Source organism: Streptomyces sp. NPDC107498, from assembly GCF_055582805.1.
This window is the reverse complement of record NZ_JBVJPE010000010.1, coordinates 239,398-252,756: the sequence shown is the minus strand read 5'-3', so window position 1 is coordinate 252,756 and position 13,359 is coordinate 239,398. Positions and strand designations below refer to the sequence as shown.

The following is a 13,359-nucleotide window of genomic DNA, read 5'->3' as shown; positions in this document are numbered from 1 at the left end:
ATCACCGGGCCAGCGAGATCCGCAGCAGGTCGGCCATCGAGCGCAGTCCGTCGCGCCGTGCCGAGAACGTCGAGCCGGGCACGTCGTGCCAGGCCACGGGAACCTCCACCACGTCCCGTCCGGCCCTCACGACCCGGGCGAGCAGCTCGACGTCGAAGGCGAAGCCGTCGATGCGGCAGTCCCGCACGATCGACCGCGCCAGTGGCCCGGGGAAGAACTTGAAGCCGCACTGGGTGTCGGCGACACCGGGGAGCGACAGGTGCGCCAGCGTGCGGAAGAGCAGGCCGCCGCCGCGCCGCAGCAGCGGCTGTTCCACGGCGAGGTGCGCGCCGGGCGCGTGGCGGGAGGCGATGACGGCGCCGTGCCCCGCCCGCAGCAGCCCCATGACCCGGTCCAGGGTCTCCACGGGCGTGGCGTTGTCCGCGTCGGCGAAGCCGACGAACCGGGCCGAGGAGGTCTCGATCCCGCGCCGGACCGCCGCGCCCTTGCCCTGGTCGCTGCAGCCGATGGCGTGGACCGGGACGGAGGAGCCGGCGAAACGCCCGAGGACGTCGAGCGTGCCGTCGACGCTGTTGTTGTCGACCACGACGACCGCCGAGGACCAGGGCCGTCCGGCCAGGTAGTCGACGGTCGCGGCCACGGTCGAGGGCAGCCGGCGCTGCTCGTTGAACGCGGGGATCAGGAGTTCCAGTTCCACCGGCGGTCGGACCAGCCGGCGGGGGAGCGGTACGTGGACGCGCGCGGCTGCCATCACGCCTCGCCTCCTCGGGGGACGGCGCGGGGCGCGGGGCGCACGGTCGCGCGGGGGTTCGGGACGGGGACGAGGGCGCGGTGGACGGCGCCGTCAGCCGTGCGGGGGGAGGCGGGCGGACCCGAGGGGGCCGGGGGGCGGGCCGGGCCGGAGCGGCGGGACGAACCGGACGGGCCCGGTGGGTCCGATGGGCCGGACGACCGGCCCGAGCCCCGGCCGCGCCCCGCCGCGCGCGTGCGGGTCGTGCGGGCCCGCCGCCGGCGCCCGGCGCCGTGCGGCCTGCAGGCCAGGGGCCGGGGGACGCCGAGGGCGATCCGGTCGGACGCCCGGCGGGTCGGGTGGGCGGCGGTGCGCGGGGAGCGGCGGAGCGAGCGGCGCCCGGCATCGGCGAGGGGCCAGTCGGTCACGCGTCGCAGCGGGTGCGGAACGGGTGCCACCGGCGTTCGGCTGAGGGGCTGTGAGGTCACGACGAGCCTCTTCGGTCAACCGACCCTGTCGAAGATGTGCGCTCAGGGTCTGCTTTGTCCTGAAATGTTGCTTCCCCTAGCGTTAGCACCCTTCGGTGCGTTTCGTCAACCGGGCGCGTCCCGGGAACGACGGAAGGCCCCGCGCGCCAGGCGCGACAGGACGTTGTGCGGCCGCTCGTGGACGAGGGTGCCGAGGATGCGGGCGCCGTCGCGGATCGTGCGGGGGTGCGACGGATCGTGACGGCGCTCGTGACGGCGCGGCAGTTCGAGGCTCGGCACCTCGGCGACGCGCAGCCCGTAGTGCAGCGCGTGCGTGACGAGTTCGGCCCCGAGCTCGACGCCGTCCTCGCGCAGGTCGAGAAGATCGACGAAAGGGCGCCGGAACGCGCAGAATCCGTACCAGAGATCCGTGAGGTGCTGACCGTACAGCCGACGTGCGAGCCGCAGCAGCGCGCGGTGTCCGAGGCGCCGCGACAGCGGATAGTCGGCGTAGTCGCCGCCCGCGATGAAACGCGAGCCCTTCACGAAGTCGTAACCGCTTTCCAGGTAATGCAGGTAATGCGGGATCTCGTGCGGCGACATGGTGCCGTCGGCGTTCATCAGGACGACCAGGTCGCCGGTCGTCGCGAGCAGGGCCGCGTGCGGGATGTCGCCCCGGGTGGAGTCCCAGGCGCCGAGCCGGAGCACCCGGAGCCCCTCGCGCACGGCGCCCTCCCCGGCGGGTCCGCCGACCAGGACGACCTCCCGCACGCTCGGCGGCACCTGGTCGAGGAGCCGGTCGAGCGCCGCTCCGGGACGCCCGCCGCCGGGGCGGACCGTGAGGACGAGGCTCACCGTCCGGGTGCCGGAGCGGGGCGTCCGGTCGGTCGACCGGCGCAGGGGGTGCGAATCGCTGCTCATAAGGGCCCGCCGCTCATGAGGGACCACTACTCATCGGTACGCCCTACTCGTCGGCCCGGCCTTTCGTCGACCGGCCCGCGACTCTCAGAATCCTGCGCCCGGGGCGGCGCCGTCAAGGAAAACGGAAGAGTATGCGGCCGGTCGCGAAGGAATGACCCGCCCTGTCGCCCGGTCATTTCTGCGCGTGCCCTCCGAGAGGAATACAATCCCGTCATGGCAGGGCGAATTGAGGACTACGCCCTCGTCGGTGACCTGGAGACCGCTGCGCTCATCGGGACCGACGGGTCCGTCGACTGGTGGTGCGCGCCGCGCTTCGACTCGCCCGCCTGCCTCGCCGGCCTCCTCGGAGGGCCGGACCACGGCAGCTGGATCCTCGCCCCGGTCGGCAAGAGCCGCTGCACACGCAGGAGTTACCGGGGCGACACGCTGGTCCTCGACACCTTCTGGGAGACCCTCTCCGGCACGGTCCGGGTCACCGACTTCATGCCGCCGCGCTCCCGGGGCCTCCCGGTCGACGGCGGCCCGAGGATCGTCCGCGTCGTCGAGGGGATCACGGGACGGGTGGACGTGCGGGGCGAGTTGAGGGTCCGCTTCCACCACGGCAGCATCGTGCCCTGGACCCGCTCGACGGACCGGCTCACCGTCGTCTCCGTCGCCGGCCCCGACTCCGCCCACCTCTCCTGCGGACCCGGCGTCGAACTCGACGTCACCCCGGAGCGCACGAGCTGCGCGTTCACCGTCACGGCCGGTCGACGGGTCGCCTTCGTCCTCGGCTGGAGCCCCTCGCACGTCCCGGCGCCGCGGCCCGCCTCGCCCGCCGACGTGGCCGCCGCGCTCACCCGCACCCTCGACTTCTGGAACGACTGGGCCGCCGCCCTCCGCTACGAGGGCCCCGCGCGCGAGGCCGTGCTCCGCTCCCTGCTCACCCTCAAGGCCCTCACCTACGCCCCCACCGGCGGCATCGTCGCCGCCGCCACCGCCTCCCTCCCGGAGTCCGTCGGCGGCGGCCGCAACTGGGACTACCGCTTCTGCTGGCTGCGGGACTCCACCTTCACGCTCTCCTGCCTGCTCCGCAGCGGCTACCGCAGGGAGGCGCTGGCCTGGACCGACTGGCTGCTGCGCGCCGTCGCGGGCGACCCCGCCGACCTCCAGCCGCTGTACGGGGTCGAGGGCCAGCGACGGCTCCCCGAGACGCACGCCGACTGGCTGCCCGGCTACGAGGACTCACGGCCGGTCAGGTTCGGCAACGCGGCCGTCGACCAGTTCCAGCTCGACGTCTACGGCGAGGTGCTCAGCACCGTCTACTCGGCCGTCCGCGCGGGCATCGTCCTCGACCCCGCGGCCTGGGCCCTGGTGGCCTCGCTCCTGGAGTACCTCGGCGAGCGCTGGCGGGAGCCCGACGAGGGCATCTGGGAAGTCCGGGGCCCGCGCCGCCACTTCGTCCACTCCAAGGTCATGGCCTGGGTCGCCGCCGACCGGGCCGTCCGCCTCGCCCGCGTCGCCGGACTGCGCGGCTCCCTCCCGCGCTGGCAGGCGGTCCGCGCCGAACTGCACGCGGAGATCTGCGCCCGCGGGTGGAGCGAGGAACAGCGCTCCTTCACCCAGTACTACGGAAGCCGACAGGTCGACGCCACCGCCCTGCTGATCCCCCGGCTCGGCTTCCTGCCGGCCGGCGACCCCCGCGTCCTCGGCACCGTCCGGGCGATGGAGCGGCTCGACGACCACGGGTTCCTGCGCCGGTACGGCGACGTGCGGGACGGCGGCACGCACGACCTCGACGACCTCGGGGACACCGAGGGGGCCTTCCTCGCCTGCACGTTCTGGTACGCCGACGCGCTCGCCGTGACGGGCCGCGCCGACGAGGCCCGGGCCGTCTTCGAGCGGCTCCTCGACGTCCGCAACGACGTCGGGCTCCTCGCCGAGGAATGGGACCCCGTGGCGGGCCGCCAGCTCGGCAACACGCCCCAGGCGCTCAGTCACGTCGCCCTGGTGAACACGGCGTTCACCCTGTACGGCACGCGTCGCCGCGACCGCGACCGGGGTCGCCTCGCCGTGGCGTGACCGGGCCGACTCCCGGCGCGGTGCCGGAGGGGCGGGGACGGACCGTGCCCCGGTGCCCCGCGCTTCCGGCCGCCGTGCTCGCGGCCCTGCGGCCCCGCCTGCCGGCCGGCGGGGCGGCAGCGCTCCGCAGCGGCCGGGCGACGCCCCGGCGGCGGGGTGCGTCCACCGGACGCGACTCCTCGGCCGGATGCGTCTCCTCGGCCGGACGGAGCCGGCGCCGGGAGGGGCCCTCGCGCTCCAGACGTCCACGGCGCTTCGGGTGTCCACGCGCTTCGGGCGTCCACGGGCTCCTAGCCGCCCACGGCGCTCCAGCCCGCCCATGGCGCTCCAGCCCCTCCGCGGCGCTCCAGCCCCTCCACGGCGCTCCTCCACGGCCGCGGAGCGGACTCCACGGTCCGGCTGATCGGCCCGGGCCGCCCCTTCGCGGGGCTGGCCCCCGCCGGGCCCCGGCGCCCGTCCCCGGAGCGCCGAGACGCCTGTGAGGTGCCCGACCGTTCGGCGTCGGCGTGTCGTTCGGGTGCGTCCAGCGGGCGCCACGGGCGCGCGTGGGTTCGAATCGGGGCATGGCTTCCTACGACAGGCCCCGCGCCGGCGGCTCCCCGAGGCCGCTGGAGACCGGTGACACCTGGTGGTACGCCGCCGTGGCCGGCGAGGCCGCCGGCTCGTTCAGCACGCGGGCCCGCACCCGGACCCGGCGTGCCTGCCTCGGGGCCGTCCTCGTCCTCACGGTCGTCTACGCGGGACTCGTGCTCACCGCGACCGGCCGCCGCTGGGGCGACGCCGCCGTGACCGGCCGGCGCGCCGACTCCGTGGCCGTCACGGTGATCCGCGAGCACCCCTCCCTCGCCGGGCTCACCACCCTCTCCCTCATCCTGGGCTGCGTCCTCCTCCTCGCCGTCGGACTCATACGCAGGCGGTACGCCCTCACCGGCGCCGCCGCCGGTGCGGTCGTGACCGCCCTCGTCCTCACCGGGCTCCTCCAGCGGTACGCGCCCCGGCCCCGGCTCGTCGACACCGCGGGCGCCCTCGTCCCCAGCGGCTTCCCCAGCGCCCAGACCACGCTCGCCCTCGGCGTCGCCCTCGGTCTGGTCCTCGTCGTCCCCCACCGGCAGCGCGCCCTCGCCGTCGGCGTCGCCACCCTCTGGGCCGCCGCGGTCGGCACGTACACCATCGCGTCGGGGCGGCACCGGCCCGGCGACGTCATCGCCGCCGCCCTCGTCGTCCTCGCCGTGACCTCCGGCCTCCTCGCCGTCATCGCCCGCAAGGGCAAGGTCCGCCCCGCCCCGCGACGCGGCACCCCCCTGCCCGGCCTCCTCGCCGCCCTCCCGCTCGCCCTCCTCACCGTGGCGGGCCTGGGCGCCGGACTGTGGCTGCTCGGCGACACCCTCGCACTGCCCGCCGCCGCCCCGTACGACCCGGCCCAGCTCCGGCTCGCGCACCGCTGCGGCCAGGCCCTCGCCGCGGGCGTGGTCGCCGCCGCCGGCCTGGTCCCGCTCCTCCTGCTCCGCCGCGTCGACGTGGACGGCGCCCCCGCCCCGTACCGGCTCGGAGGCCCCTTCGTCGAGGCCGCGGGCGTTCCGCACGACGCCGAGCTCGTGGGGCCCTTTACGGAGGACCACGATCACGAGATATCTTGATGTCGAGCAATCTCGCATACGCAGACGTGGAGCGGAGCACCCGGTGACTGACTCGACCATCATCTACACCCACACTGACGAGGCGCCCGCCCTGGCGACGTACTCGTTCCTGCCCGTGATCCAGGCGTATGCCTCGCAGGCCGGCGTCACGGTCGAGACGCGTGACATCTCCCTCGCGGGCCGCATCATCGCCGTCTTCCCCGAGTTCCTGGAGGAGGGGCAGCGCATCCCCGACGCCCTCTCCGAGCTCGGTGACCTGGCCAAGACGCCCGGCGCCAACATCATCAAGCTGCCCAACGTCTCTGCGTCCATCCCGCAGCTCAAGGCCGCGATCGCCGAGCTCCAGGCGCAGGGCTACGCCCTCCCGGACTACCCGGACGACCCGAAGACGGACCAGGACAAGGACGTCCGCGCCCGTTACGACAAGATCAAGGGCTCGGCCGTCAACCCGGTCCTGCGCGAGGGCAACTCCGACCGCCGCGCGCCCGGCTCGGTCAAGAACTACGCCAAGACCCACCCGCACCGCATGGGCGCCTGGACCCCCGAGTCCAAGACCAACGTCGCCACGATGAGCGAGAACGACTTCGCCTCCACGGAGAAGTCCGTCGTCATCGCGCAGGACGACACCCTCCGCTTTGAATTCACCGCCGCCGACGGCACCGTCGGCGAGCTCCGCGAGCCGCTGAAGGTCGTCGCGGGCGAGGTCGTCGACGCCGCCGTCATGCGCGCCGCCGCCCTGCGCACCTTCCTCGGCGAGCAGGTCGCCCGCGCCAAGGCCGAGGGCGTGCTCTTCTCCGTGCACCTCAAGGCCACGATGATGAAGGTCTCCGACCCGATCGTCTTCGGCCACGTCGTGCGCGCCTTCTTCCCGAACACCTTCGCCAAGTACGGCGAGGTGCTCGTCGCCGCCGGCCTGTCCCCGAACGACGGCCTCGGCACCGTCCTGAGCGGCCTGGACGCCATCCCGCACGGCCTGGGCGCCGAGATCAAGGCCTCCTTCGAGGCCGAGCTCGCCGACGGCCCCGCCCTGGCGATGGTCGACTCCGACAAGGGCATCACCAACCTGCACGTGCCGTCCGACGTCATCGTCGACGCCTCGATGCCGGCCATGATCCGCACCTCCGGCCACATGTGGGGCCCGGACGGCCAGGAGGCCGACACCCTCGCGGTCCTCCCGGACCACAGCTACTCCGGCGTCTACCAGGCCGTCATCGAGGACTGCCGCGCCCACGGCGCCTTCGACCCGTCGACCATGGGCTCCGTCCCGAACGTCGGCCTCATGGCGCAGAAGGCCGAGGAGTACGGCTCCCACGACAAGACCTTCGAGATCGCGCAGGCCGGCACCGTCCGCCTCGTCGACTCCGAGGGCACCGTCCTCCTGGAGCAGGAGGTCTCCGAGGGCGACATCTTCCGCGCCTGCCAGACCAAGGACCTGCCCATCCAGGACTGGGTCAAGCTGGCCGTCACCCGCGCCCGCGCCACCGGCGCCCCGGCCGTCTTCTGGCTGGACGAGAACCGCGCCCACGACGCGCAGCTCATCGCCAAGGTGAAGCAGTACCTGCCGGAGCACGACACCGAGGGCCTGGACATCAAGATCCTGTCCCCGGTCGAGGCCACGAAGTTCTCCCTGGAGCGCATCCGCCGCGGCGAGGACACCATCTCGGTCACCGGCAACGTCCTGCGCGACTACCTGACCGACCTCTTCCCGATCCTGGAGCTGGGCACCAGCGCCAAGATGCTGTCGGTCGTCCCGCTGATGGCGGGCGGCGGCCTCTTCGAGACCGGCGCCGGCGGCTCCGCCCCGAAGCACGTCCAGCAGCTCGTCAAGGAGAACTACCTCCGCTGGGACAGCCTCGGCGAGTTCTTCGCCCTGGCCGCCTCCTTCGAGCACCTCGCGACCACCACGGGCAACAGCCGCGCCCAGGTCCTCGCCGACACCCTCGACCGCGCCACCGGCACCTTCCTCAACGAGGACAAGTCGCCGACCCGTCGCCTCGGTGGTATCGACAACCGCGGCAGCCACTTCTACCTGGCCCTCTACTGGGCCCAGGAGCTGGCCGCCCAGACCGAGGACGCGGAGCTGGCCAAGGTCTTCGCCCCGCTCGCCGAGACCCTCTCCTCGAACGAGCAGAAGATCGTCGACGAGCTCGTCGCCGTCCAGGGCTCCCCGGCCGAGATCGGCGGCTACTACCAGCCCGACCCGGCCAAGGCCGCGGCCGTGATGCGCCCGTCCGCCACGTTCAACGAGGCCGTCGCGTCCCTCGCCTGATCCGGCGCGGGCCCCGCACGCCCCGGCCGGAACTCCTCCGGCCGGGGCGGTCCCGTCAGTGGCGCATCTCACCCCCCGGTGTGACCCTGGAGGGCATGAGCTGGGCATCTTGGACGACCGCCGGTGTCTACACCGGGCGAGGTGGGGTGCTGACCGCCGAGGCGGGCGTCGTCACGGGCGATCTGACCGTGCACACGACGTTCGCCGAGGGCGAGGCACGCGTGGCCGTGCAGTACAGCGGCGCATCCGACTGGTTCACCATGTCGGGCAGTCCCGTTCCGTGCGGATCGGAGGAGGAGAGCCGCGAGCTCCACGACGCCGTCGTGGCAGCCGTCCGGGAGGGGAGCGGGGCCACGGTCCCGAGCCTGCCCGTACCACCGAGATAGCCACCGTCCCGGAAGAAGTGTTATCCCTCCCGTGCCCGCGGGTCTCCCACCACGGGGGACTCGGACCAGGGATGAGGGAGCAGATCCATGCACAGCGACGAGCGACGCACCACCGCCCTCGTGGAGGCGGCCAGGGCGGGCGACGCGGACGCCAGGGACGCGCTGGTCCGCGCCCATCTGCCGCTCGTCCACGACATCGTCGGCCGGGCCCTCGACGGCCACGCCGACACGGACGACGTCGTCCAGGAGACGATGGTCCGCGCCCTCGACGGCCTGACCGGCCTCCGGGACCCGTCCCGCTTCCGGTCCTGGCTCGTCGCCATCGCCATGAACGGGATACGGCGCCGCTGGCACGAGCGCCGACGGGCGCCCGTGCCCGGCCTCGACCGGGCCACGGACCTCGCCGACCCGGCCGGCGACTTCACCGAGCTCACCATCCTGCGCCTCGGCCTCTCCGGGCAGCGCCGCGACGTGGCCCGCGCGACCCGCTGGCTCGACGAGGACGACGCCGAACTCCTCGCCCTGTGGTGGCTGGAAGCCGCCGGCGAGCTCACCCGCGCCGAGCTCGCCGAGGGCCTCGGCGTCGCCCCCCAGCACGCCGCCGTCCGCGTCCAGCGGATGAAGGAGCGCCTGGACACCGGCCGTGCCGTGGTCCGCGCCCTGGACGCGCTGCCGCCGTGCCCGGAGCTCACGGAGACCCTCACGGCCTGGGACGGCCGCCCCTCCCCGCTCTGGCGCAAACGGATAGCCCGCCACCTGCGCACCTGCGCCGCCTGCACCTCCCGCGTGGCGGGCCGCAGCGGCCTCGCCCCCGTCGAGGGCCTGCTCGTCGGCATCGGCCTCGTCCCGCCCCTGACGGCCGCGGCCGCGCTCACGGACGGACCGGCGACGGAGTACGCCGCCCACGCGACCGGGCTGCCCGAGGCCTCCGGCACCACCGGGTGGTGGACCCCGCTGCGGCGCGCCTCCGCCGCCGGGGCCGCGGCCGTCGCCGTCCTCGGGGCGGTCGCCCTCCTCGTGCCGCCGCGGCCGGAGGCACACGTCCGGCCCGACCGGCCCGTCGCCGCGCCCCCGGCCACGACGGCCCCGGTCACGGCCCCGGCCTCCCCGGGCCCGGAGGCCACCGTCGCCGCCCCCGCACCGACGACCGCGGTCCCCGCGCCCCGCCGCACCCCGCGCCCGACGCCGGCCGCCGACCCGGGGGAGCGGGTCACCGCGCTCGTCAACCGGCTCCGGGCCTCGGCCGGTTGCGCCCCGCTGCGGACCGATCCCCGACTGGTCGAGGCGGCCCGCGGCTACGCCCGCGACATGGCCGCGCGCGGCTACTACGGGCACAGCAGCCCCGAGGGCGACTTCGCGGGCACCCGGATCACCGCCGCCGGATACGACTGGAGCGCCTGGGCGGAGAACCTGGCCAGAGGCGCGGCCGGTCCGGAGGCCGTCGTCGAGGACTGGCGGGACGGGGCCATGCACGAGGAGAACATGCTCGACTGCCGGTACCGGGACACCGGCGTGGCGTCGGTGCCCGGTCCCGGCGGCAGGATCTGGGTGCAGCAGCTGGCCGCCCCCGCCTCCTGAAGCGCAGGCCTCAGCCCCTGGTGCCGAAGTCCTGCACCCACCAGGGGCCGTTGGCCGCGAGGGCCACCCCGACGCCGATGTCCTTGAAGGAACAGTTGAGGATGTTCGCCCGGTGCCCGGGGCTGTCCATCCAGTCCTCCATGGCCCGGGCCGGGGTCTTCGGCCCGCGGTGGATGTTCTCCGCCCAGGCCGACCACGCGTATCCGGCGCCGCTCATCCGGTCGCCCGCGTCCCGGCCCTCCGGGCTGTGGTGCTCGTAGTAGCCGCGGGCGGCCATGTCGTCGGCGTGCCCCTGGGCCGCGTTCCGCAGATGTCCCTCCGCGCGCAACGGGCCGCAACCGGCCTTCTCCCGCTCGGTGTTGACGAGCGCGACGACGTCCCGCACGAACTGCGCGACCTTCCCGGTGCCGGCCTTCCCGGTGCCGGCCCGGGCCGGGGCCGCCGCTTCGCGCGGCGCCGCGGCGACCGTCGTGCCGGTGGCCGGGACGGCCACGTACATCCCGGTCACCACGGTGAGGACCACCGCCGCGGAACCGGCGAGGGTGACGACGGTGCGGAACGACGGACGGCGCGGGCGGCGCCGCCGCGTCCCGTCGGCTCTTCGGTGCCGGCCCCCGGCGCGCCCCGCCGGGGCGGCCGGCCGGGCTCCTCCGGACGGGTCGGGCCGCGCGGGGCCCCGGGGGGCTTCGGAGTGACCGGGACGGTCGTGGTGCCGCATGGAGCTCCGCTCTCTCGCCGGGGTCGCCGGACGGTCCGGTTCCGGGGAGGGCCACCGGGGCGACGGCGGTAAGGCTTTCCGGCCCCGGCGGTCCCGACACTCCTCGTCAACACGGCACGTCAACTCATGTCCGACCCTTTCAGCCCTACGGGACGACCGCCACCGGACAGGGCGCGAGGTGGAGCGCCGCGTGCGCCACGGAGCCGATCCGCGGCCCGACGGCCCCGCGCCGGGCGCGCCGGCCGACCACGAGCAGCTGGGCGCCGCCCGAGGCGGAGAGCAGCACCTGCCCCGCGCTGCCCATCTCGACGTGCTCGGAGACCGGAACGTCGGGGTACCGCTCGCGCCAGGGGGCGAGCGCCTCGCGCAGCGCCTTCTCCTCGTACGGGACGAGCCCGCCGGCCTCGTCCGCGAGCCGCATCGAGGCCGGGCTGTACGCGTACAGCGGCGGCAGGCTCCACGCGCGCACGGCCCGCACGGCCGCCCCGCGCGCGGCGGCGGTCTCGAAGGCGAAGCCGAGCGCGGCCGCGCTGTCCTCCGGGCCGCCGAGCTGGCCGACGAGCACGTGTCCCGTCGGTGGTTCGGCCTGCTCGCCGTCGCGGGACCGGACGGCGACGACCGGACGGGCGGCGGAGGCGACGATCTGCTGCCCGTACGAGCCGAGCAGGAAGCCGATGACGGCGCCGTGACCGCGCGAGCCGATGACGAGCATCTCGGCCCGGTCCTCGGTGCCGAGCAGCGCGGTGACCGGGGTGTCGGGGAGGAGCTCGGCCGTGAGCGCGAGCTCCGGGTGGCGGGCGGCGACCGTGGCCTCGGCCTCGTGCAGGACGGCACGGGCCGTGCGCTGCTGGGCGTCGGGGTCCTGGACGAGGGGCAGGTCGAGCGGTTCCCAGCGCCACGCGTGCGCGAGCCGTAGCGGGAGGCCCCGGCGCAGGGCCTCCCGGGCGGCCCAGTCGGCCGCGGCGAGGCTCTCGGGGGAGCCGTCCACTCCTGCGACGACCTCACGACTCATCAGGCTGCCTCCGTCGGTGCGGTGACGGGCCCGCCGACCGGCCGGCCCTCCTCCCTCCAGCTTGGGCCCATCGGCGGGTTGACGGGAGGGCCGGACGTCCCGACGTGCCGGTCCGACCGTCCCTCTGTCCCCCTGCCCGTCCCTCCGGCGGCCCTGCCGACGGGCTCAGGCCAGCAGCGTGAGCCGGGCGTGGGTGCCGTGGAGGTAGTGGTCCCCGATGTCGCGGAGCCGATGGGCCGCCTGGGTGGGGGCGGTGAGCGCACGGGCGTTGCGCCAGAAGCGGTCGAAGCCCGGCCCGCCGCCGTGGGGGTCGGCTCCCGTCGCTCCGTCGACGAGTTCGAGGACGCGCGTGGTGATGTGGACGGCCGCCCGTCCGGCGACCGTCTCGGCCGCCGCCACGAGGACGCCGATGTCGGCGCGTTCCTCCAGGCCGAGCGACCACTCGGCGAGCAGCCCCCGGGCGAGGACGTGCGTCGCCCGCTCCACCACCGCGGCGGCGGTGTGCGCGGCCGTCGCCAGCTCCCCGTAGGCGAGCAGGAGGTACGGGTCGTCCCCGCCACCGATGCCGTCCGTGGCCGTCGGGACTCCCGCGCGGTCGACGGGGACGGGGCCCGCCTGTCCGGCGCGGCTGATGTCCCGGGCCTCCGCGAGCGCCCCCTCGGCGATGCCGAGCCCGACCTGGACGAGGAGCAGCCGCAGGGCGAGCGGCGCGAGGGCGGTGAAGGGCGCGACGGCGTGCTCGTCCTGCGGAAGGACCCCGAGGACGTCCCGGGGTTCCACCGGCACCTGGTCGAACGTGACGGTGCCGGCCCCGGCCAGGCGCTGACCGACCCGGTCCGCGGCGGCGTCCGTGAACACCCCCGGCCGGGCCGGGTCCACGAGGACGACCAGCAGGTCGCCGGTGCCGCCGGGCCGTGCGCCGACGACGAGCCGGTCGGCGACCGTGACGCCGGAGGAGAAGGCGCGGCGCCCGTCGAGCGTCCAGCCGCCGCCGGTGCCGTCGGCGGGCGTGAGCGTGAGGCCGGGGACGGCTTCGACGTGCGGCGGTTCGATGCCGCCGGCGAGCAGCCAGCCCTCCTCGGCCGTGCACACGTCGAGGGCGGGCGCGGGGGAGGGCGCGGGGGAGGGCGCGTCGCCCGCCCCGGGCGCGAGACCGAAGAAGCGGCTGCTCCAGGACAGCGCGTAGTGGTGGGCGAGGAGTTCGCCCACCGAGCTGTCGGCGGCGGAGATCTCCCGTACGACCGCGCAGGCGGCCCGCAGGTCCGCGCCCCGCCGGGTCGGACCCGGCGCCGTGAGGAGGGCGGGCAGTCCCGCCTCCCGGAGGCGCGCGACCTCGTCGAAGGGCGCCTTGCCGGCGCGGTCCCGGGCGAGGGCGTCGACGGCGAGGTCGTCGGCGAGCTCGCGGGTGACGCGGGGCCAGATCTCGTCGTCGGCCGACCGTTCGACGGGCCGGCCGGGCGGTGCGGAGGCGGTCCGTACCGCTGGTCTCTTCGGCGATCTCCTCGGCGTACTCACGTCACCTCACCCGATCCCTAGTATCCCCACTGGAATAGTAGGGATACTGGCAGAGGCGGTCGCCC

Annotated in this window: 11 protein-coding genes; 5 read left to right on the top strand and 6 right to left on the bottom strand. The window is 75.2% G+C overall.

Annotated features, from left to right (window positions below):
• Window position 1: 1 nt before the first annotated feature.
• From ACZ66Z_RS19960 to ACZ66Z_RS19950, 3 genes are all read right to left on the bottom strand, one after another.
• Window positions 2–751: a glycosyltransferase gene (locus ACZ66Z_RS19960; RefSeq protein WP_469935673.1), complete on the bottom strand. Its 750-nt coding sequence runs from the start codon at window positions 749–751 to the stop codon at window positions 2–4.
• Window positions 751–1,158, bottom strand: a complete 408-nt coding sequence (locus ACZ66Z_RS19955; RefSeq protein ID WP_469935671.1) for a hypothetical protein — start codon at window positions 1,156–1,158, stop codon at window positions 751–753. Before ACZ66Z_RS19955 ends, ACZ66Z_RS19960 begins: the two co-directional genes overlap by 1 nt.
• 165 nt (window positions 1,159–1,323) lie before the next feature.
• Complete coding sequence (locus ACZ66Z_RS19950) at window positions 1,324–2,118, bottom strand: glycosyltransferase (RefSeq protein WP_469935669.1); 795 nt, start codon at window positions 2,116–2,118, stop codon at window positions 1,324–1,326.
• A 213-nt stretch (window positions 2,119–2,331) separates the two neighbouring features.
• Here ACZ66Z_RS19950 and ACZ66Z_RS19945 point away from each other — a divergent pair, with 213 nt between their 5' ends.
• The 5 genes from ACZ66Z_RS19945 (at window position 2,332) to ACZ66Z_RS19925 (ending at window position 10,049) form a co-directional block, all read left to right on the top strand.
• Window positions 2,332–4,179: a glycoside hydrolase family 15 protein gene (locus ACZ66Z_RS19945; protein ID WP_469935667.1), complete on the top strand. Its 1,848-nt coding sequence runs from the start codon at window positions 2,332–2,334 to the stop codon at window positions 4,177–4,179.
• Between the two features lie 563 nt (window positions 4,180–4,742).
• Window positions 4,743–5,816, top strand: coding sequence for a phosphatase PAP2 family protein (locus ACZ66Z_RS19940; RefSeq protein WP_469935665.1), 1,074 nt, complete (start codon window positions 4,743–4,745; stop codon window positions 5,814–5,816).
• A gap of 43 nt (window positions 5,817–5,859) precedes the next feature.
• Window positions 5,860–8,085 carry an NADP-dependent isocitrate dehydrogenase gene (locus tag ACZ66Z_RS19935; protein WP_469935663.1) on the top strand — a complete coding sequence of 742 codons (2,226 nt, stop codon included), beginning with the start codon at window positions 5,860–5,862 and terminating at the stop codon, window positions 8,083–8,085.
• Window positions 8,086–8,180: 95 nt separating this feature from the next.
• Window positions 8,181–8,471, top strand: a complete 291-nt coding sequence (locus tag ACZ66Z_RS19930; protein WP_469935661.1) for a hypothetical protein — start codon at window positions 8,181–8,183, stop codon at window positions 8,469–8,471.
• Between the two features lie 87 nt (window positions 8,472–8,558).
• Window positions 8,559–10,049, top strand: a complete 1,491-nt coding sequence (locus ACZ66Z_RS19925; protein ID WP_469935659.1) for a sigma-70 family RNA polymerase sigma factor — start codon at window positions 8,559–8,561, stop codon at window positions 10,047–10,049.
• A gap of 10 nt (window positions 10,050–10,059) precedes the next feature.
• Here ACZ66Z_RS19925 and ACZ66Z_RS19920 read toward each other — a convergent pair whose 3' ends face one another.
• The 3 genes from ACZ66Z_RS19920 to ACZ66Z_RS19910 all read right to left on the bottom strand — a co-directional run bounded on the left by ACZ66Z_RS19920 (window position 10,060) and on the right by ACZ66Z_RS19910 (window position 13,294).
• Entirely contained in the window at window positions 10,060–10,767 is a 708-nt protein-coding gene (locus ACZ66Z_RS19920) for a CAP domain-containing protein (protein WP_469935657.1), read from the bottom strand.
• A 145-nt stretch (window positions 10,768–10,912) separates the two neighbouring features.
• Window positions 10,913–11,779: a universal stress protein gene (locus tag ACZ66Z_RS19915; protein ID WP_469935655.1), complete on the bottom strand. Its 867-nt coding sequence runs from the start codon at window positions 11,777–11,779 to the stop codon at window positions 10,913–10,915.
• 165 nt (window positions 11,780–11,944) lie between these two features.
• The gene (locus ACZ66Z_RS19910) at window positions 11,945–13,294 is read right to left on the bottom strand and encodes an acyl-CoA dehydrogenase family protein (protein ID WP_469935653.1); all 1,350 of its coding nucleotides are present in this window, start codon (window positions 13,292–13,294) and stop codon (window positions 11,945–11,947) included.
• Between the last annotated feature and the right edge of the window lie 65 nt (window positions 13,295–13,359).

What these genes read in the sequence shown, in the direction of transcription:
- ACZ66Z_RS19960 (WP_469935673.1), bottom strand. Translation starts at nt 751, where the DNA reads ATGGCAGCCGCGCGCGTCCACGTACCGCTCCCCCGCCGGCTGGTCCGA.
- ACZ66Z_RS19950 (WP_469935669.1), bottom strand. Translation starts at nt 2,118, where the DNA reads ATGAGCAGCGATTCGCACCCCCTGCGCCGGTCGACCGACCGGACGCCC.
- ACZ66Z_RS19945 (WP_469935667.1), top strand. Translation starts at nt 2,332, where the DNA reads ATGGCAGGGCGAATTGAGGACTACGCCCTCGTCGGTGACCTGGAGACC.
- ACZ66Z_RS19940 (WP_469935665.1), top strand. Translation starts at nt 4,743, where the DNA reads ATGGCTTCCTACGACAGGCCCCGCGCCGGCGGCTCCCCGAGGCCGCTG.
- ACZ66Z_RS19930 (WP_469935661.1), top strand. Translation starts at nt 8,181, where the DNA reads ATGAGCTGGGCATCTTGGACGACCGCCGGTGTCTACACCGGGCGAGGT.
- ACZ66Z_RS19925 (WP_469935659.1), top strand. Translation starts at nt 8,559, where the DNA reads ATGCACAGCGACGAGCGACGCACCACCGCCCTCGTGGAGGCGGCCAGG.
- ACZ66Z_RS19920 (WP_469935657.1), bottom strand. Translation starts at nt 10,767, where the DNA reads ATGCGGCACCACGACCGTCCCGGTCACTCCGAAGCCCCCCGGGGCCCC.
- ACZ66Z_RS19915 (WP_469935655.1), bottom strand. Translation starts at nt 11,779, where the DNA reads ATGAGTCGTGAGGTCGTCGCAGGAGTGGACGGCTCCCCCGAGAGCCTC.